The 18,790-nt window shown below is 50.8% G+C and carries 20 protein-coding genes; 6 read left to right on the top strand and 14 right to left on the bottom strand.

Going from position 1 to position 18,790, the window contains the following annotated elements; genetic code table 11:
- Positions 1-4: 4 nt before the first annotated feature.
- The 3 genes from BD_RS03690 to yihA are packed head-to-tail and all read right to left on the bottom strand — an operon-like array spanning position 5 to position 2,984.
- Positions 5-1,669 carry a CTP synthase gene (locus tag BD_RS03690; protein ID WP_264358378.1) on the bottom strand — a complete coding sequence of 555 codons (1,665 nt, stop codon included), beginning with the start codon at positions 1,667-1,669 and terminating at the stop codon, positions 5-7.
- Positions 1,669-2,412, bottom strand: coding sequence for a 3-deoxy-manno-octulosonate cytidylyltransferase (kdsB, locus tag BD_RS03685; protein ID WP_011163358.1), 744 nt, complete (start codon positions 2,410-2,412; stop codon positions 1,669-1,671). Before kdsB ends, BD_RS03690 begins: the two co-directional genes overlap by 1 nt.
- Entirely contained in the window at positions 2,409-2,984 is a 576-nt protein-coding gene (gene yihA, locus BD_RS03680; RefSeq protein ID WP_038451540.1) for a ribosome biogenesis GTP-binding protein YihA/YsxC, read from the bottom strand. The genes kdsB and yihA overlap by 4 nt, the downstream gene beginning before the upstream one ends.
- A 184-nt stretch (positions 2,985-3,168) precedes the next feature.
- Between yihA and BD_RS03675 the strand changes: the two genes are divergently transcribed.
- The gene (locus tag BD_RS03675; protein ID WP_011163356.1) at positions 3,169-4,398 is read left to right on the top strand and encodes a sigma 54-interacting transcriptional regulator; all 1,230 of its coding nucleotides are present in this window, start codon (positions 3,169-3,171) and stop codon (positions 4,396-4,398) included.
- On the opposite strand, the gene BD_RS03670 is transcribed toward BD_RS03675, so the two are convergent.
- Entirely contained in the window at positions 4,388-5,371 is a 984-nt protein-coding gene (locus BD_RS03670) for a flagellar basal body-associated FliL family protein (RefSeq protein WP_041583462.1), read from the bottom strand. The two genes, BD_RS03675 and BD_RS03670, sit on opposite strands and share 11 nt — an antisense overlap.
- A 106-nt stretch (positions 5,372-5,477) precedes the next feature.
- Between BD_RS03670 and BD_RS03665 the strand changes: the two genes are divergently transcribed.
- Positions 5,478-6,116: a hypothetical protein gene (locus tag BD_RS03665; RefSeq protein WP_038451535.1), complete on the top strand. Its 639-nt coding sequence runs from the start codon at positions 5,478-5,480 to the stop codon at positions 6,114-6,116.
- Between the two features lie 9 nt (positions 6,117-6,125).
- On the opposite strand, the gene polA is transcribed toward BD_RS03665, so the two are convergent.
- The 3 genes from polA to BD_RS03650 form a co-directional block, all read right to left on the bottom strand.
- Positions 6,126-8,717 (bottom strand): DNA polymerase I, encoded by a 2,592-nt coding sequence (gene polA, locus BD_RS03660; RefSeq protein ID WP_011163353.1) that lies wholly within the window; start codon positions 8,715-8,717, stop codon positions 6,126-6,128.
- Positions 8,718-8,780: 63 nt separating this feature from the next.
- Positions 8,781-9,086: a helix-turn-helix domain-containing protein gene (locus tag BD_RS03655; protein ID WP_011163352.1), complete on the bottom strand. Its 306-nt coding sequence runs from the start codon at positions 9,084-9,086 to the stop codon at positions 8,781-8,783.
- A 99-nt stretch (positions 9,087-9,185) separates the two neighbouring features.
- Entirely contained in the window at positions 9,186-9,491 is a 306-nt protein-coding gene (locus BD_RS03650) for a septum formation initiator family protein (protein WP_011163351.1), read from the bottom strand.
- 154 nt (positions 9,492-9,645) lie between these two features.
- Here BD_RS03650 and BD_RS03645 point away from each other — a divergent pair, with 154 nt between their 5' ends.
- Both BD_RS03645 and BD_RS03640 read left to right on the top strand, forming a co-directional pair.
- Positions 9,646-10,131 carry an ankyrin repeat domain-containing protein gene (locus BD_RS03645; protein ID WP_011163350.1) on the top strand — a complete coding sequence of 162 codons (486 nt, stop codon included), beginning with the start codon at positions 9,646-9,648 and terminating at the stop codon, positions 10,129-10,131.
- 3 nt (positions 10,132-10,134) lie between these two features.
- On the top strand, positions 10,135-11,568 hold the full coding sequence (locus tag BD_RS03640; protein ID WP_011163349.1) for a catalase: 1,434 nt from the start codon (positions 10,135-10,137) through the stop codon (positions 11,566-11,568).
- A gap of 37 nt (positions 11,569-11,605) precedes the next feature.
- Here the strand turns inward: BD_RS03640 and BD_RS03635 are convergent, their stop codons facing one another.
- The 7 genes from BD_RS03635 to BD_RS03605 form a co-directional block, all read right to left on the bottom strand.
- Entirely contained in the window at positions 11,606-11,902 is a 297-nt protein-coding gene (locus tag BD_RS03635; protein ID WP_231839338.1) for a cupin domain-containing protein, read from the bottom strand.
- Positions 11,903-12,278: 376 nt separating this feature from the next.
- The gene (gene eno, locus BD_RS03630) at positions 12,279-13,547 is read right to left on the bottom strand and encodes a phosphopyruvate hydratase (protein WP_011163347.1); all 1,269 of its coding nucleotides are present in this window, start codon (positions 13,545-13,547) and stop codon (positions 12,279-12,281) included.
- A complete protein-coding gene (locus BD_RS03625) occupies positions 13,540-14,565 on the bottom strand; it encodes a hypothetical protein (RefSeq protein WP_011163346.1) in 1,026 nt (341 codons plus the stop codon). The genes eno and BD_RS03625 overlap by 8 nt, the downstream gene beginning before the upstream one ends.
- Positions 14,566-14,691: 126 nt before the next feature.
- Positions 14,692-15,798, bottom strand: coding sequence for a CpaF family protein (locus BD_RS03620; protein ID WP_011163345.1), 1,107 nt, complete (start codon positions 15,796-15,798; stop codon positions 14,692-14,694).
- Positions 15,799-15,822: 24 nt separating this feature from the next.
- Positions 15,823-16,335, bottom strand: coding sequence for a cupredoxin domain-containing protein (locus BD_RS03615; RefSeq protein WP_226988005.1), 513 nt, complete (start codon positions 16,333-16,335; stop codon positions 15,823-15,825).
- A complete protein-coding gene (locus BD_RS03610; RefSeq protein WP_011163343.1) occupies positions 16,295-16,573 on the bottom strand; it encodes a cytochrome P450 in 279 nt (92 codons plus the stop codon). The genes BD_RS03615 and BD_RS03610 overlap by 41 nt, the downstream gene beginning before the upstream one ends.
- A 169-nt stretch (positions 16,574-16,742) precedes the next feature.
- Positions 16,743-17,360 (bottom strand): hypothetical protein, encoded by a 618-nt coding sequence (locus BD_RS03605; RefSeq protein WP_011163342.1) that lies wholly within the window; start codon positions 17,358-17,360, stop codon positions 16,743-16,745.
- A gap of 146 nt (positions 17,361-17,506) precedes the next feature.
- On the opposite strand from BD_RS03605, the gene BD_RS03600 reads away from it, so the two are divergent.
- Both BD_RS03600 and BD_RS03595 read left to right on the top strand, forming a co-directional pair.
- Positions 17,507-18,289, top strand: a complete 783-nt coding sequence (locus tag BD_RS03600; protein WP_011163341.1) for a DsbA family protein — start codon at positions 17,507-17,509, stop codon at positions 18,287-18,289.
- Between the two features lie 114 nt (positions 18,290-18,403).
- Positions 18,404-18,787, top strand: a complete 384-nt coding sequence (locus BD_RS03595; RefSeq protein WP_011163340.1) for a HEPN domain-containing protein — start codon at positions 18,404-18,406, stop codon at positions 18,785-18,787.
- Positions 18,788-18,790: the final 3 nt, after the last annotated feature.

Here is an 18,790-nt window from a genome sequence, read left to right as displayed (position 1 = left end):
TTTCTTACTTCTTCTTCAGGCTTGCTTTAACAAAATGCACGAAGAGAGGGTGCGGAGCCAAGGGCTTTGATTTGAATTCCGGATGGAACTGCACGCCGACAAACCATGGGTGATCAGGAAGTTCCACAATCTCGACCAGGTCACGTTCTTTGCAGATACCGGAAGCCATCATGCCGTTCTTTTCAAACAAGTCTTTATACTTGTTGTTGAACTCAAAACGGTGACGGTGACGTTCCATAATGGACGACGCCTTGTACACCTGATAGGCGCGCGAGCCGGAGGCAATAGCGCATGGGAAAGCGCCCAGGCGCATGGTGCCACCCTTGTTGATCACTCCGCGCTGCTCGGCCATGGAATCAATCACGAAGTTGCCAGTGCGTTTGTTTTCAGCATGGAATTCACGGCTGGTGGCATCTTTGATACCACACACGTTGCGCGCAAACTCAATCGCCGACAATTGCATACCAAAACAGATACCGAAGAATGGAACCCGCTTTTCACGGGCATACTTGATGGCAGTGATCTTGCCTTCCACACCACGGGTGCCGAAGCCCCCCGGCACCAGAATGCCGTCGACCTTGCCCAATAAAGAGTGCACAGTCTTGTCGGTGACCTTTTCGGAATCCACGTAAATGATTTCCACGCGGGCATTGTTGGCAACGCCACCGTGAACCAAGGCTTCATGCAGGGATTTGTAGGATTCCTTCAAATCGACATACTTGCCAACCACGCCGATTTTCACAGTATGACTTGGGTTCCCCAGAATCTTCACCAGATTCTGCCAGCCTTTCATGTTCAACTTGCCAGCAGAAAGGCCCAGACGTGCCACGATCAGTTCATCCAGCTTTTCTCTGTGCAAAGCCAGAGGGACTTCATAGATAAAACGACTGTCCTGAGCGGCGATAACATTTTCCGGTTTCACGGAACAGAACAGACCGATTTTGGCCTTCAGATTGTCATCAATGACTTTTTCACTGCGGCAGACCAGGAAGTCGGGTTGCAAACCGATTTCACGCAGCTCTTTCACTGAGTGCTGAGTCGGCTTGGATTTCAATTCACCCGCCGCCGCGATGTACGGCACATAAGTCACATGCACCAGCACAGAGTTTTCCTGACCCACATCGATACGCATCTGACGAATGGCTTCCAGGAACGGCTGACTTTCGATATCCCCGACTGTCCCGCCGATTTCAACCAGAATGATTTCACTGCCCTGAGCGGCTTCATAGATACGAGCTTTGATTTCTTCCGTGATGTGCGGAATGACCTGCACAGTGCCACCCAGGTAGTCCCCGCGACGCTCGCGGTTCAAAACCGTGTCATAGATCTGACCGGTGGAAACAGAGTTTGAGCGGTTCATCAAAGCGGATGTGAAACGCTCATAGTGCCCCAGATCCAGATCGGTTTCCGCCCCATCTTCAGTCACATAAACTTCACCGTGCTGCAATGGCGACATTGTGCCAGGATCCACGTTCAAATAAGGATCAAATTTCATGATGGTCACTTTGTGACCGCGGCCTTCCAGCAAAGCACCAAGGCTGGCTGCTGTCAGTCCTTTGCCAATCGAGGAAACAACGCCCCCGGTGACAAAAATAAATTTTTGCTTCAACGTTTTCTTGGTCGACTTCGCTGTCGACACCTTCTTTGTGGTGGTCTTTCTCTTTGCCATTACATCCCCTGTGAGCTTAAGAGTTTTTCGAGTCGCGCCAGATCTTCGGGAGTATCCACCCCGACACTGGCTTCCTTGACTCTGATTACTTTGATTTTTGCACCTAAATACAGAGCGCGCAGCTGCTCCAGACTCTCGGCTTTTTCAATGAGGGCCGGAGGAGCTTCGCAGAACTGTTTTAAAAAATTTCTGGAATAGGCATACATGCCGATGTGTTTCAGACAACCATCCATGCTGCCGGCCTCTTGTGCCGACATACGGGAATAAGGCATTGGATAGCGGCTGAAATAAAGAGCCTCGTCACGGCAGTTCACAACAACTTTCACCGAGTTCATGGATTGCAGCTCTTCAGCACTGATCGGATGAGCCAGCGTGGCCATGTCCATTTTCGGATCATCGACAAACACCTGCGCCAGGCGGTCAATCAACTCGCCGGTCACCAGCGGTTCATCCCCCTGGATATTGACAACGACATCACAGGCAACATCTTTAATGGCAGCATTGATTCGGTCGCTTCCGGTGGGAAGATCGCTGTCCGTCATGACGACTTTAACACCGACAGCTTCGGCGGCGGCTTTGATGCCTTCGTGATCGGTGGCGACAATCACCTCGCTCAGAAGTTTCGACTTCTTGGCTCCTTCAACCGTCCACTGAATCAGGGGGCGGCCTTTCAAGTTCACCAGGGGTTTTCCGGGGAAGCGTGTAGAGCCAAAACGAGCGGGGATCACACCGACAATTTTCATTCTTTTATCCAATTTTCATAGATGTAGTCTTCAACCGCGTCCTGGCCCTCTTTTTTCAGGGCAGACACACCAAACACGGCACTCAGGCCCGAGGCCTTCTTCACTTTCGCCACCGCCTGCAGCATCTGACTGCGTGACATTTTGTCGGCTTTGGTCAGCACCACAGCCAGCGGGAAACCACGACGTTCAGAGAACTCTTTCAAAAGCTCTTCGTCTTCAGTCCACGAGCGACGGATGTCCATCACCAGAAGCAGTCCACGAAGTTGTTCACGGTTCATCAGATAAGTTTCAATCATGCGGTGCCATTCACGCATTTCATCACCGGAACGTGCCGCAAAGCCGTAACCCGGCATATCCACCATCACATAGGACTGATCCAGCTCAAAGAAATTGAGCAGACGGGTTTTACCCGGCGTGGAGCTGACTTTCGCAATCTTGTTTTTGGTCAGGGCATTGATGAAAGACGACTTTCCGGCATTGGAGCGGCCAGCGATGGCTACTTCAGCTTTCTTGTGTACAGGGAAGTCTTTTTCCAGAACGGCGCTTTTAATGAACTGAATCGTCTTTGGCATAGCCAAGACTATCAGAGCTCCCCCCATTTCTCAATTCCGAGAACCTAGTCCGTCGCAGGATAATTTGGCGAGTCGAAAAGCCCGAGCCCCACTTATATTCGAATCCAGCCCGGTCAAAGTCTTGAAGTGGTGGGTCATCGCATTCCCCACCACAAAGGTGGGCACTTTTTAAGCAGGAGACCCCATGTCACAAGCATTTTTGAAAACAATGGACGAAAACCCCAAAACCATGTCTTTGCAGGAGTTCGTCACCCTGGGCAAAGACTCTCAGTGCCAGATTCAGGTCCAAGGTGAACAAGTGGCGGAACGCCACGCTCGCATCGAAAAGAAAGATCAATCATATTTGATCCGCGATCTGCGCACCCCGCAAGGCACCTATGTGAATGATGCCCGCGTGATGGAAGCGTTCCTGCAAGAAGGCGACATCATCAGGTTGGGGGAACAGGAATTCCTGTTCTTAACCCAGGAAGAGACCACCACCCCCTTCCCAATCAAAAGTCGCAACGATGTCTGGAATGAAGAACTGCAGGCTCTTTCCAACGTCGCCAAAACCGAGTTCCCGGTCCTGATTCTGGGCCCTTCCGGAACAGGCAAGGATGTCATTGCCCAGGCTCTGCATGAAAACAGCCTTCGCGACAAGGGCCCGTTCGTCAGCGTGAACTGCAGTGCCTTGAGCGAAACCCTGATTGAAAGTGAGCTTTTCGGTCACGTGAAAGGCAGCTTCACCGGCGCTATCAACGACCGCAAAGGGGCTTTTGAAGCCGCCCGCGGCGGCACATTGTTTCTGGATGAAATCGGGGATCTTTCCTACAGCCTGCAGGCCAAACTGCTGCGCGCCCTGGAAAACAACGAAATCCGCCCAGTGGGTGCGGATCGCAATGTCCGCACCGATGTTCGCATCATCGCCGCCACCCACCAGAATCTGTCTGAAAAAATCCGCGAAGGTCTGTTCCGGTCGGATCTTTATTTCCGCCTGAATGTGGTGTCGGTGGCGCCACCGGCTTTGGCTTTGCGCATGGAGGACTTTGAAGAGCTGCTTTACACCTTTGCCCGCAAAATGCGTGTGCGCTTCTCATTCGGCGCCATTGCCCGACTGAAAAAGCATCCATGGCCGGGGAATATTCGTGAATTGAAAAATCTGGTCAGTCGCGCAGCGGCTCTTTACCCGCGCATTCACATCACCGAAAACCACGTTGAAAAGCTACTGGACAAAACTCTTCTGGAAAAATCCGAAGAACGCGTCAGCAACGACATGCCGGTGATTAAAGAGATTGAAAAACAGATGATCATCAAACGCCTGCAGGCGAATAAAGGAAACCAGCGAAGAACGGCTCAGGATCTGGGCATGCCCAAAAGCACGCTGCATGACCGTTTGAAATACTATGACATCGATATCACGAGCTTTAAGGTTTAACGATCGCGGTTTTGATAAAGATCCGGCGCACGTAACCCTTGGTCAGGATCTTGTTCACTTCTTTGCGCAGACGTTCGCAAAGCTCTTGTTTGCCCTCCCCTGAGGCGGCCTGATCGAAAGTCATCTCCTCGATCGTTCTCAGGAACAGGTCTTCCACTTCCGCTTCGCGGTCTTTGATTTCGACAACGACATCAGAGGCCGCGCCTTCCACATAGAACTCAAAAGCCCCCATGGGATTGGTGCCGGACTCTGCGGAACGGCGCAAATTCACCACCATTCTTTGCATCAGAAACACGTTTTGCGCGGCACGGGTGGAGTCATAGAAGGATTCCACTTCGGTTTTGGGATCGTATTGATATTTCTGCGAGGACCAGTCCGCCATCGAATGAATGAACAGATCCTCGTGCTGAGGAATCAGACCTTTCGTGGCCAGACGATAAAGCACCACACCAGCCCCCGCCGTCACCACCAGCAAGCCCACCAATGCAAGTTTTTTAACCAGCGAAAACGACTTAAAGGTCGCCATGAATTCGCCAAGGCCGGATCTAAAGCCCTGGGCAGTTCTTTTCGCCCACGCCAGCAGAAGCGGTCCGCCATTCACAATGCGATGACGAAGCTGCTCTTTGAACTTTCTCCAACTTAAGCGCATCACGGTGCGCTTCATTTTTACTTTATAGGAAATGCGCGGAAGGAAGGGCAGAATCTTCAAAAGCTTCTTCCGGAATCCGGTCGCGGACTGCCACAGCTTTTCTTCTTCTGCGAGGGTGTATTCAAGCTCGATGCCTTCTTCGTAAATCAAGGCATCACCGGCCATATCGGGGCCGATTTCATTCAGCGACTGAGCAAACTCGGGGTCTGCTTCCGCCAGTGCAGAGTCCAAGGACTCAAGGGACATCAAATCCTCAGCTTCCCCTTCCGGAGCGCCGTCCTTGATCTCTTCCTCTACCTTGGTCGTGTTTTCCTGTTCAGCCAATGCGATTCCCCCAAGACGATTGTAAGGAAGGAATCAAATACGTCGCAAGAACAATTTATAAACAGAAGTCCATCGGCTAGCATTAAGACTGCAGGAGAGATCTTTGATGAAAGTCCTTGTATCCGTCATTGTGGCCCTGGGGGCCTTGAGTGGTTGTTCCCATCTTCACCGTTCCGCGGACAGCGGCTATGCCCCGGCACCGGAAGATGTCCGCTATAGCGACAACTCCAACCGTGCTGTCTATGACCGCCAAACTCGCCAGACAGCGTATGAGTTGGGTTTGGACCCAGCTTCCTTGAGTGGTCGTGACCTGCAGGCCGTTCGCGACCGTCAGCAACTGCGCCAGTTGGAACGCAGCCTGTCCTCGCGCAAAGAGCGCGAACAGTACTCCAAGATCCTGCCTTGGCTTAAAAATGATGCAGAAAAAATCGAAGTTCTGTCCATCCCATCCATCGAAGGCCGTCAGGCCTGGGTGAACCGCAACAGCGTGTGGAACCGATCTCAAGCTCCGCAGGAGGAAATGAAGGGTTTGATCGAATCCCAGGATATCGCCGTGGGAATGCCACAGGATTATGTCAAAAGATCCTGGGGGGACCCGATGAGTGTCGAAGTCTCGGGCAATCCTCTGTACAAAAATGAACGCTGGAAATATCAGAAGTTTGTGTCCGCCCCGGAAGGCTACCGCAAAGAAACACGTTATGTGTATTTTGAAGGCGGACGCGTGGTTGGCTGGGAAACTGAATAAGACGAAGCCCTAGTGAGCTTCGTCCCAGTTGTTCCCGATCGCATAATTGACCTTCAACGGCACTTTCAGCTTCATCACGTTTTCCATGATTGAAACCAACTGAGGGGAATGTTTCTGCAGATTCTCCTCGAAATCCTCGAAGATCAATTCATCGTGCACCTGCAACAGCATGCGCACCGGCACTTTTTCAAACACTTCGATCATCGCCTTTTTCACCAGATCACTGGCAGTCCCCTGAATCGGGGCGTTGATCGCGGCGCGCTCGCCGAACTTTTTTAAAGCCATGTTCTTGGACTGAAGCTCGTCGATATAACGGCGGCGTCCAAACAGCGTTTCAACATAGCCTTTTTCGTGAGCCATCTTGATGGTGCCATCGATATACTCGCGGACGTTTTTAAAGCGGTTGAAATAGCGCTCGATAATATCCTTGGCTTCGGTGCGTGAAATACCCAGGTTTTCCGCCAGACCGAAGGCCCCCTGACCGTAAGCAATTCCAAAGTTCACGGCCTTCGCAGAACGACGGTGTTCAGCAGTCACATCTTTCAAAGGCACCCCAAACACTTCCGCTGCGGTGGCCGCGTGAATGTCGAGGTCTTCAGCAAAGGCTTTGCACAAGTTCGGGTCTTCGGAAATATGCGCCAGGATGCGCAGTTCAATCTGGGAATAATCCACCGACAGAAGCTTCATGCGCGGAGCCGCGATGAACGCCTTGCGCACCTGCTGGCCGCGCGCGGTACGAATTGGAATATTCTGCAAATTCGGCTGCGTGCTGGAAAGACGGCCCGTGGTGGTCAGGGCCTGATTAAAGCTCGTGTGCACGCGCTCGTCTTTAGGATCAATCATGGTTGGCAAGGCATCGACGTAAGTGGACTTCAGCTTGGACATCTCACGCCATTGCAAAACCAGTTTTGCAATCGGATGCTCCAGACCCAACAACACTTCTTCGTCTGTGGAATAGCCGGTTTTTGTTTTTTTCCCGGCAGGCAGGCCCAGTTTTTCAAACAGGATCACGCCCAGCTGCTTCGGGCTTCCGACGTTAAAGGACTCCCCTGCCGCTTCGTGGATTTGTTTTTCGATTTCTGCGATGTCTTTCGCCAGCTCTTCACTTTGTTTGGCCAAAAGATCCTTGTCGATGCGAACCCCCAGACGCTCCATGGACAAAAGCACACGGGCCAATGGAAGATCCAGTTCCTGATAAACCTTTTCACCCTGCACGGTCTGCAACTGGGATTTCAGGGTTGTGGCAAAATTCAATTGAGCATTGTACAGCTGCGATGGTGATGCCAAATCCGGCAACACATCGGCCATAAAGCGAGTGTAGATCTTGGCAAAATCGGAGGTGTCACCGGCCTTCAACACATAAGCCGCCAACTGGGAATCCCAGGCCGCCACCGGAGTTTTCGCTCCGATCTTGTGCCAGAAGGACTTCAGGTCATAGCCATGCCATTGAACTTGGAAAGTGTCGGTCAACTTCCCCAGATATTCATGATCAGGGACCTGGATGATCTGGGACTCAGTTCCGATGAAGACTCCACGCATGTCGCTAAAGCCCCAAAGGCTTTGGTGTTCCGCCAGGAAGTCGGCCAGCTCGCGGGTTGTCATGCTTTTTTCAGTGAACTGACGCTCTTCTTTGGCAATCACGATGGTCGGCGCGACATCATCGGCAATACTCAATGGCGCGGAGGGGGCTGCCGTCTTGATCAACGGACCGGCCGGAGCCGCTGGTGCCGCCGCTGCCGGAGTCGTGTCCACTGTTCCAAACAGACTTTTTTCGAAGGATTTAAAATTCAGCTCATGCAGGAAGGCACGCAGTTCGTCCGCCTTGAACGGCTTGAGTTTGTAGGCCTCAAGGTCATCCGGCATCGGTACGTCGCAGGAAATAGTCACCAGCTTTTTGGACAGTAGTGCATTGTCTTTGGAGGCAATCAGCTTTTCACGAACGCTTTTGCTTTCAACTTTGTCGATATTTTCATAGATGTCTTCGACGTGTTTGAACTGCTCCAAAAGCTTGATGGCGCCTTTTTCCCCGACACCCTTTACGCCCGGAACGTTGTCCGAAGCATCCCCCACAATCGCCAGATAGTCGATAAACTGATCCGGGCGCACACCCCACTTTTCAAAGACACCTTCAGCGTTGTAGCGAACACCCTTCATCGTGTCGTACAGCGTGACGCCGTCTTCGATCAGCTGGCCGAAGTCTTTATCGCCGCTGACAATGAACACTTCCATGCCATTGCGACGGCTCCATTTAGTCAATGTCCCGATGATGTCATCGGCCTCGAAGGATTCGACTTCAAATGCGGGAACTCCCAGCAGGTCTGCCAGTCTTTTGATATAAGGGATTTGTTGGGCCAGTTCGTCCGGCATCTCGGTACGGTGAGCTTTGTAGCCATCGTACATGGTTTTTCGGAAAGAGGGTTCTTTGCGGTCATAGCAGAAAACCAGATACTCGGGTTTTTCCTCTTTCAGAAGTTTGATCATCATGGAAAGGAAGCCGTAAACGGCGTTAACCGGAACTCCGCTTGGAGACGAAAGGGCACGAATCGCGTAGAAGGCGCGAAAGAACATGGCACTGACGTCAATAAGGTAGATTTTCTTCATGAAGGCCTCCGGATGTAAACCAAAGGTCTACACCGCACAGGCCTGATTGTCGATGATTGATGCCTATTTCAATTCGGCTTTCACGCGAGTGAAATCGATTTGTTCCAGGGCATTTTTATCCAGCTCGTTTTCCGCAGCCGGAGTGTATTTGACCTCATCGCTGCAAGCTTCCGCCTGACGAAGAATGATCTCCAGATCGCCACGGATGGAGGACTCGACAGAGCGGCGTCCTTCTTCCCAAGCTTCGATGTCACCAATTGAACAATGCAAACGACGGGCAAGATCGGATCGGCTCCAGCCCAAACGCAGGCGGAGGTCACGGAGAGATTCTTTATTCCAATCAAGCTGCTGAATATTATTATCTAGCATATAAACCCCTGGGATCACTTCAAAAAGTATCCCCGAATAGAGCAGGAATACTATTTGTATTATACCCGGAAGACACTAGATAATGCGATGGGTTATTGGCTATTGCTCAGGGAATACAAAAACCAGGTCGTGCTCGCCCGCCAGATCCAATTTATCGCGAGCCTGGCGCTCAATAAAGGAAGGGTCCTTAGCCTGCTTAAGTTGGCCGGTCAGAGCCGCAATGTTCTGACGCGTCTGCTGGATTTCAAATGTGATTCTATCAAAATCACGGTGCAGACCCCACAGGCGGAAGGCATTTCCATTCACAACGATGGAAACTGAAAAGATCAGCAAACAAACCAGCGCCACTTTTGTGGGACTGTTCAGAAATCGACGTAAACCTACCGCAAACTGAGTGTAAGACATGAATCCATTCTAGCTATATACCCAGACGAAGGCTACAGGACCGAAGCCTAGGTCCAGCCTTGCCTTTATAGTTAATATCGATAGTTCTCATATTTATTATCGATTCGATTTATACCTTCATTTCGCCGATCTTAGTGAAAGCAAGAGAGGTGTTATGAGAACGTGGGCAGACTATCTTAAGACGGCACAAACCGAAGACCCGGTTTTTGAGGCCGTTCGCCAAAATGACTACAGCCAGGTAATGACTTATCTGAAGAATCTGGGAAATCCCGACTTGAAAAACCACAAGGGCCACTCCCTGCTGATGCTGGCCGCCTATAATGGCCACCTTTCCCTGGTAAGTCTGCTGATCTCCTGTCGCGCCGACGTCAATTCGCGCGACAACAGTGGCAATACCATCCTTATGGGCGTGGCTTTTAAGGGCCATGACAAAATCGCCCGCCAGCTGCTCCGAGCCGGCGCCGACCTGAATGCCCGCAACCCCAAGGGGCAGACTGCTTTGAGCTTTGCCGAAGCCTTTGGCCGCGACGATCTGGTGCGACTGTTCAATGAGCTTCAATCTGAACCACCCGCCCCAGGATCACGCCTCTGGCGCCGTCTGCAGGCTTTATCCCATTTCTTCATCCCCGCACGAGGTTAATTTATGAAAAAGACACTCACAACATCCGCAGGCATTCCCATTTCTGAAAACCAGCACAGCCTTACTTCCGGCCCGCGCGGCCCGGTGGCTTTGCAGGACTATCACCTGATTGAAAAGCTCGCGCACTTCAACCGCGAGCGCATTCCAGAGCGCGTGGTTCATGCCAAGGGCTCTGGCGCCTATGGCACCTTCACCGTCACTCATGACATCACGCGCTTCACCAAAGCGGCGATCTTTTCAAAGATCGGCAAAAAGACCGAAGCCTTCCTGCGCTTTTCAACTGTCGCAGGAGAAAAAGGTTCCGCAGATACCGAGCGCGACCCGCGCGGCTTTGCCTTAAAGTTCTATACCGAAGAAGGCAACTGGGACATCGTGGGCAACAACACGCCGGTCTTCTTTGAACGAGATCCCTTGAAGTTCCCGGACTTCATCCACTCGCAGAAACGCGATCCGCAAACAGGATATAAAAACCCGGTGCGTATGTGGGATTACTGGTCCAAAGCTCCTGAAGCTTTGCACCAGATCACGATCTTATTCAGTGATCGCGGAATCCCAGATGGCTATCGCTTTATGAATGGCTACGGTAGCCACACGTTCAGCTTTATCAATGATAAAAACGAACGCGTGTGGGTGAAGTTCCACTTCAAATCCATGCAAGGGATCAAAAATCTTCCTGTCGCCAAAGCCGTCGAACTGGCGGGAACTGATCCGGATTATGCCGGTCGCGATCTATTCGAGGCGATTGAAAGAAAGGAATTCCCACGCTGGGCTTTGAAGGTTCAAATTATGACTGAACGTCAGGCCGAACAATTCCGGTTTGATCCGTTTGATCTTACCAAGGTGTGGCCACACAGCGAATTCCCACTGTTGGATGTCGGGATTCTTGAGCTGAACAGAAATCCGGAAAACTATTTTGCTGAAGTCGAACAAGCCGCCTTTTCACCAAGCAACGTCCCACCGGGCGTGGGTTTTTCACCGGATAAGATGCTGCAAGGACGACTGTTCGCCTATCCGGATGCCCAACGCTATCGCCTGGGGGTAAACTATCAGTACCTGCCAGTGAATCGCCCGCACTCGGAAGTAAACAGTTATCACCGCGATGGCAGCATGAGATTCGACGGCAACGGAGGAAGACAGGACAACTATGAACCCAATGGTTTTGGCGGTCCGGTACAGAACGAAAGCTTCAAAGACCCTGCCTTGAATTTGTCAGGCACTCTGGATCGTCATGACTCCCACAAAGACAATGACGACTTCACGCAGGCCGGAAATTTGTATCGAATGCTCAGCGAAGAAGAAAAAGACCGTTTAACATCCAACATCGCAGGCACGATGAAAACCATTTCAGAGGACCTGCAAACCAAAAACATAGAACACTTCAAGAGATGCGATCCGGATTATGGCGGCCGCATCGCCGCCAAATTGGGATTAGACTAACGAAAGGGCTCGTTGCACAACTTGCGCAACGGGCCTTTTAGCCATAAACGACATCGGATTGGTCAAGACGAGAACGAATCAGAACAAACTCGGCCACCTCACTGGATTGATTAGAAATAAAATGTGGCAACCCACTTTGAGCCTTAAAGCAAGCACTGTCACCGACCAGCAAGATCAGCTCTTCGGAACCTTCCTTGGCAACGACACTGCCTTTGGTAACGAAAACCACTTCATCCGTGCCGTTATGAAAGTGAGGCGCCGATGAAGACTTCCCAGGCTCCAATATCTCATGAGAAATAAAAAGCCCCTGAGCCCCCAAAGCACCTGAGATCACCGCCGACAAGGAAAACTCCTCACCCGTCTTCGACGACGTCAACTGACGAAAACTTCGATCGGCTAATCTATTTATTTCCATCTAAGTATCCTCAATAAAAAACTTACGAACACTCTCTCCCAAAACGCAAAAAAGCCCGCCAAAGGCGAGCTTTTGAGCCAGTCCCCCAAAGCCACCCCAAAACCAAGGTCGCTCAAAAGGGCTCGAATGCAAGGCGGAGGGTTCTCTCCGAAACGGAGGCGTGCTCCAAGCACGTCGGAGAGAAGGAGAGAGCCCGACAAGAATAGCAGGAAGCTATTCTTGCGCGTCAGCCCGAAGGGCAAGGGCAGGATGCCCGCAGCACAACGAAGTCAGTCGGACCCTTTTCAGCGGCCGCCTATCGGAAGGCGGCTTTGTCCCAGTATAGGCCCATACCGCCCAAGTCTTCTTCGATTCTCAGAAGCTGGTTGTACTTCGCGGTTCTTTCACCACGGCACAAGCTGCCTGTTTTGATCTGATGGCAGTTCAGGCCTACAGCCAGATCTGCAATCGTCACATCTTCCGTCTCACCAGAGCGGTGGGACATGATTGTGCGGAATTTGTTACGTTGAGCCAGGTTCACGGCTTCGTAAGTTTCAGTCAAAGTACCGATTTGGTTTACTTTCACCAACAAAGCGTTACCCGCTTTTTTCTCAAGACCCATGCGCAGACGTTTTGGATTGGTCACAAACAAATCATCACCAATCAACTGCATAGTGGAGCCCATTTGAGCTGTGGACTGAACCCAGGAATCCCAGTCGTCTTCCGCGAAGCCGTCTTCAATGGAAACAAGAGGATATTTCTCTGCCCAGGATTTGTAGATGCCAAGAAGTTCGGTCGGGCTGATGTGACCACCCTGCCATTCGTATTTGCCTTCTTTGAACATTTCAGTTGCAGCCACGTCCAACGCCAGGAACACGTTCTGACCTGGATCATAACCAGCATCCACAATCGCATTCATCAGCAAATCAAGAGCTTCCTGATTGGAACCCAATTTCGGCGCGAAGCCACCTTCGTCACCTACTGCTGTGGAAAGACCTTTTTTCGCCAGGATCTTTTTCAGAGTGTGGAAGATCTCAGTACCTGCACGCAGGGACTCAGCGTATGAGTTGTTCACAGTTGGAACGATCATGAATTCCTGAATATCCAAACCGTTGTTCGCGTGCGCGCCACCGTTCAGAACGTTCATCAATGGAACCGGCAAGCGAGAAGCCTGAGAGCCACCAACGTAACGGTAAAGCGGCAAACGGCAGTCTTTAGCTGCCGCTTTGGCAACTGCCAAAGAAACACCCAGGATCGCATTTGCGCCCAAGTTGGATTTATTTTCAGTGCCGTCGATGTCGCGCAGGATTTTATCGATGTAAACCTGTTCAGTTGCCTGAAGGCCCACGATTTCCGGAGCGATTTTTTCACGAACATTGTCGACAGCTTTGTAAACGCCTTTACCCAGGAAACGGTTTTTGTCGCCATCGCGAAGCTCGCAAGCTTCGTGAGCACCTGTGGAGGCACCAGATGGAACTGCTGCGCGGCCCATATTGCCGTCAGCTGTTGTAACTTCAACCTCTACAGTCGGGTTTCCACGGCTGTCCAGGATTTCACGAGAGATGACACTGATGATTTCAGACATGTTGATTTCCTTCTTTGTCGGCGTTTTTATTCATCGTTTTCTTAACCAGATCCATGCTTTCAAAGACCGTGCGCGGGTACTGGGTTTTTACGAACTCCCAGTCAACGCGTCTCATGGCTTCTTTCACCGCCGGGGTCATTTTCCCCTGGGCTGCAAGCATGGTGATCAGCTGCTGGGCGCGCACCATGTAGTCGTGCAGGCGCGCCAGATTCTGACTCAAAACATAGCCCGGAGTTTCGCTGTCGAAATTCAGGTGGGACAAAGAGCCTTCATGAGGCAGCAGCGAAGACGCTGCATTCTCTGGCACTTCCGCCTGAACGCCGGTGGCGGACTTCAGATTCTGTTTTTCAATTGTACGGATTCTTTCTTCAAGGTCACCGACATATTTTTGCAGATCTTCACGTTCACGCTGGGTGCGCTGAAGATCATCGATCAGACTTTGGAACAAAGCCGGGCTGACCTGATGGCCGACCGATTCGCTGAAGATCGAACTTTGCTGAGTCGACCAGTTCAGCTGAATGGTGATGCCTTCCCAGTTACAGACCGCCGCCGGCTGACCAACGTAAACCGGCAGGGACTCGAACGCCGCCTTCAGGTAAGTCGTCACCAGCGGGTATTGCTCTGCCGGCAAAGGCAGATCAAACGAGATGCTGGCTTCATCACGGCGAAGATTTTCAATCGGTGGTTTTGGAGAGATAAAGTAAGAAAGGAACTGCTCTGGTTGGTTGAAGATTTCCTGAGGGTGCGGCATCATGCGCAGAACGCTGTCCAGCACTCCCCACGCACGCAACTCCGGCCCTTCATGTCCCGCACGCTGCAGAATGTTTTCTTCTCGCTTCAGCGGAAGGCGCAGTACGGTTTCCAGGAAGTTTTCCATTTCAGGCGCAGTCATCCAATAAGACGAGTCTTTGAGCAATTCCATCGGAAGATGGATCTGCTCATACAGCGGGCTGAGGTCTTCGCCTTGCTGCTCCAGAACGGTTAAAACTGCGTTTGAAATCTTACAACTAAAGTGCACGAAGAAGGTCTTAGCCTAGTTTTTCCACTCTTTAAACACAAAAAAACGAACGATATTTCACTCTGTGCAGAGCAACTGCGTTATGGGATTAACGCGGCGTAGGTGTAAAAAGTCACCAGGCACCTTTTAGGCGACTTTTGCGAACTTGGATTTTGGGAAGGGCAGGTTGTTGTCGATGATTTCTTCCATGAACGACGGCACGTTGCCTGTGGGCTGGAGTTTTCCTTCCAGGGTTCCGTCGGGACGGCGTGTTAGGCGGGACATTTCAAAGATCGGGATCACGTTGTATGAACCATCCGCACTGAATCCGCGCACTTCGCTGATTGCTGCGATACGGCGAGATCCGTCCGAAAAACGTGAGACCTGGATAATAATTTCAATCGCCGAAGACACCTGAGAGCGCAAAGCCTTCTCACTGATCTTCGCATCACCACCTTGAGCCAGGGCTTCCAACCGCACAATCGCATCTTCTGGCGTGTTGGCGTGGACCGTTCCCATACATCCTTTGTGACCGGTATTCATGGCGTTCAGCAGTTCCATCGCTTCACTGGAACGAACCTCCCCCACGATGATTCGGTCGGGACGCAAACGCAGGGCGGACTTTAAAAGATCCTTGATCGTGACTTCACCCTTACCCATGGCATCGGCCTGGCGGGTTTCAAACATCACCACGTGCTCGTAATCAACCTGCAGCTCGGAGGAGTCTTCAATCACCATCACTCGCTGACCTTTCGGAATGCGCGTGCATAAAAGTGAAAGCAATGTCGTTTTACCGGAACCCGTACCACCGCTGACGATGATGTTTTTTCCCAGGAACATGCAGATGTCCAGGAAACGTGCTCCATCCTCGGTGATCGCACCAAATTTGATATAGTCGGCAAAAGTGATTTTGTTGTTCGTGAATTTACGAATGGAAAGAGTCGTGCCCTTGCGGGACATCGGCGGGATCACCGCCGCAATACGGGAACCATCCGGAAGACGCGCATCCAGACGAGGCGATTCATCATCGATACGTCGACCCACACTTTGCGCGATGCTGTTCACCGCGGCACGCAGATCATCTTCGGACGGGAAAGACTCGGAAACTCTTTCGAGCTTACCCTTTCTTTCCACGAAGATTTCCTTATGGCCATTGATAAGAATTTCGGACACACCCTTGTCGTCCAGGTATTTCGCAACAGGACCGAGATTCTGCTGAATGGTCTGTTTGAAAACGTTCGACTGGTCAGACATGGGTGCCTTTCCTCGGATAAAAAATTACTTGGACGCCGGCATGCGATCAGGCGCTGCCGCATCGGAATAAATAATGAACTTCCCCTGCACGGCCGTTTCCGGACACTGGTAAGAGAATATTCCGTCCGTTTTTGGTGTCACATGGAAAGTCTTCTGTTCGCCAAACACCGTGTTGTGATGCTCAGAGAAAGCATCCAGCACGAAGCTGACGTTTTTTTCCTTGTTGTTCACGTTCACCACGTGAATGCGATAGTTGCCGCCCTTTTTCAGGCGCACCTGCGCAGGAACGAAGCCTTTTTCCGTATTCATGATCACGATGTCCTGAGTCGGCTCAACCGAATCAAACACCTTGCTAAGAATGTTGACGGACTGATCCTCCTGCACGCTGGCCGGCAGGCGGTCTTCATTTTTAACCTTGTTGAATTCTACCTGACGACGGGAGAAGTCCACTTCCCACGCATTCGCGACAGAAGACAGCAACAACAGGCAAAGAACCTTAGTGCAACTCTGTGCGATCCTGGAACTCACAAAACTCACGGGCCACCTCCATAGCGATATAATTCACGGATCTTGGATCCATCATGTGGAGCTTCTGAACCAGAAGATCTTTGTCGCCACGGCAGCCGTTGATTGTCTGGAAAGCGTCACTCAGGATCTGTGGGTTTGCCATCATCTCACGTGTGACTTCGGACCAATCAAGTTTCAATACAGGATCGATCGCCCCTACTGTGTAGAGCGCATCGAACACTAATTGCAAATCGCCTTGCAGAAACATCGAATCCTCCTAATTGCTCAAGGGCATCCAGCCCACATGGTGTTTCTATCGGTAGGAGTTCATTAGAACTTGAGTCAATTTGAGGCGATTTTTGAAGACTTGAGGAGATCTATCGTTTGACGCTGGCCCAGAGTCGAAACAGACTTGGGCCCGGTCCGGTCGAGGGAAATTACTGTTCAGAGGCGGCAGATTCTGCCGGTTTTTCAGACGGAGTTTCGTTTTTATGGGCCAGGATACTGCCGGCGATCTCGGAAGGAGATGTCGTGTCCTTCATCATGCGCAGCTTTCTTTCGCTGATGGCGTCCTTCGTGACTTCAATTTTTGCGTCACGAATACGTTCGGCAATCTTTCTTTCAAAACCGTCATTTTTCGCATGGGGCTTGATTTCCGCCAGCAAATTCTCGAGGAAAATGACGTAGGTCACTTGCACGACAGGTTTAAAAGCACGAGGATTCTTCAGGGCATTGATCGCTTCGTCAGTAAGTTGACTGATCGTTTTTTCCCAGGACTCCAATTCATCCAGATTTGAACGCAAAGGAGACACTACTTTCTCGATCATCTCGTCATCATTGGGGCGTGCATACACTGCCTGTAGTGCCTCTTTCAGTGGCACCGCTTTGCCGCTGGATGACTTTTTCGACTCTTTGACCTTGTCACTGACCAGTTGATTCATCTGATCCAGGTCCTTCAAGGCCAATTGAGAATAGTTAAACAGCAAACCGGCATGCGCCGTCCCGCCAAGAAACATAACCGCGAACATTGTTAAAAGGAAATTTGATTTATTCATAGAAGTCAGTTTAAAGGGGTCTTAGAGTGAGACAAGTCCTGATTAGCAGGACCTTGGACCGGGATTTTTTCCTTCCCTCTAAACTGAAAATGATGTCAATATAAAGGGGCTCAAAAAATTACAATCATCCATCTTGGAGGAAGACATTGAAAGCACTTAAGTTATTTGGAATTTCAGCACTGGCACTTACATTGGTAAACTGTGCCCCTTCAGCTAAACAACTCAAGGAAGCTGTAGAAAAAGATCCGAGCATCGTGTTCGCTGCGATCGAAAAAGATCCAGAGCAATTCATTGAAGTGGTGAACAAAGCTGCTCAAAACGCTCAACGTAAAGCTCAAGAAAAAGCTGTTGCTGAAGAAGGCAAAAAGCGTGACGACGAATTCAAGAACCCATTGAAACCGGCTATCGAAGAAGGCCGCGTTATCTTTGGCCCTAAAGACGCAAAAGTGACTATCATTGAATACTCTGACTTCGAGTGCCCATACTGCGCTAAAGGTCATGCGACTGTTGATGAAGTGATGAAAGCTTACCCTAAGGACGTTCGCGTTGTTTACAAGCACCTTCCTTTGGATTTCCACCCAATGGCAATGCCTGCAGCACAGTACTTCGAAGCGATCGCTTTGCAAGACGCTGCCAAAGCTGAAAAGTTCTACAACCTGGTATTTGAAAACCAAGGTGACCTGAGAACTAAAAAAGAAGGCGCATTGAAAGAAGCCGCTAAAAAAGCTGGCGCGGACATGAAGAAGCTTGAAAAAGATCTTAACTCTGAAGTGGTTAAGAAACGTATCGAAGCGGACATGGAAGAAGCTCGTAAATTCAACTTCTCCGGTACTCCAGGCTTCCTGATCAACGGTGTTTCCCTGCGTGGCGCTTATCCATTCGCTGATTTCAAAGAAATCATCGACCGTCACTTGGCTGAAGCGAAGTAATCTTTCCTGAAGATTGAACTTCAAAAACCCACAGTTTGAAAAAACTGTGGGTTTTTTATTTGCGCGGTACAGGTCCAGCCACTAAAGTAATCGTAAATACACCAAGGAGTTCCCATGAGCGCACACGCAAAATCCATGATTCTTAAAGCTCAGGACGATCTCGACACCGCCAAAAAGCACTTGTCCGACAATACCCAACACGATTTGGTGGGTTACAATCTGGCTCAGGCCTGCGAAAAATTTCTGAAAGCTTTGTGTGAAATGCGTGGCCTTGAATACCCTCACGATGACGAAGGTCACGATCTGGATGCCTTGATGCAGGTTCTGGAAGAAGGCAATTTTTCCGCCATCTCCTCCCACGCTGACATCATTGAACTGACCCCTTACAACTCCCCTAGCGCCCACATCCGCAAAGACGAGCGCCTGGACATGGAAGAGTACATGGGTTACGTCGAAAATCTGAAAAAACTGGTCGGCGAACAACTTCGCCTTCTGTAGTCG

This window comes from Bdellovibrio bacteriovorus HD100 (assembly GCF_000196175.1).
GTDB lineage: Bacteria > Bdellovibrionota > Bdellovibrionia > Bdellovibrionales > Bdellovibrionaceae > Bdellovibrio > Bdellovibrio bacteriovorus.
The sequence above is the reverse complement of the archived record's forward strand: the minus strand, read 5'-3'. Positions and strand labels throughout refer to the sequence as shown.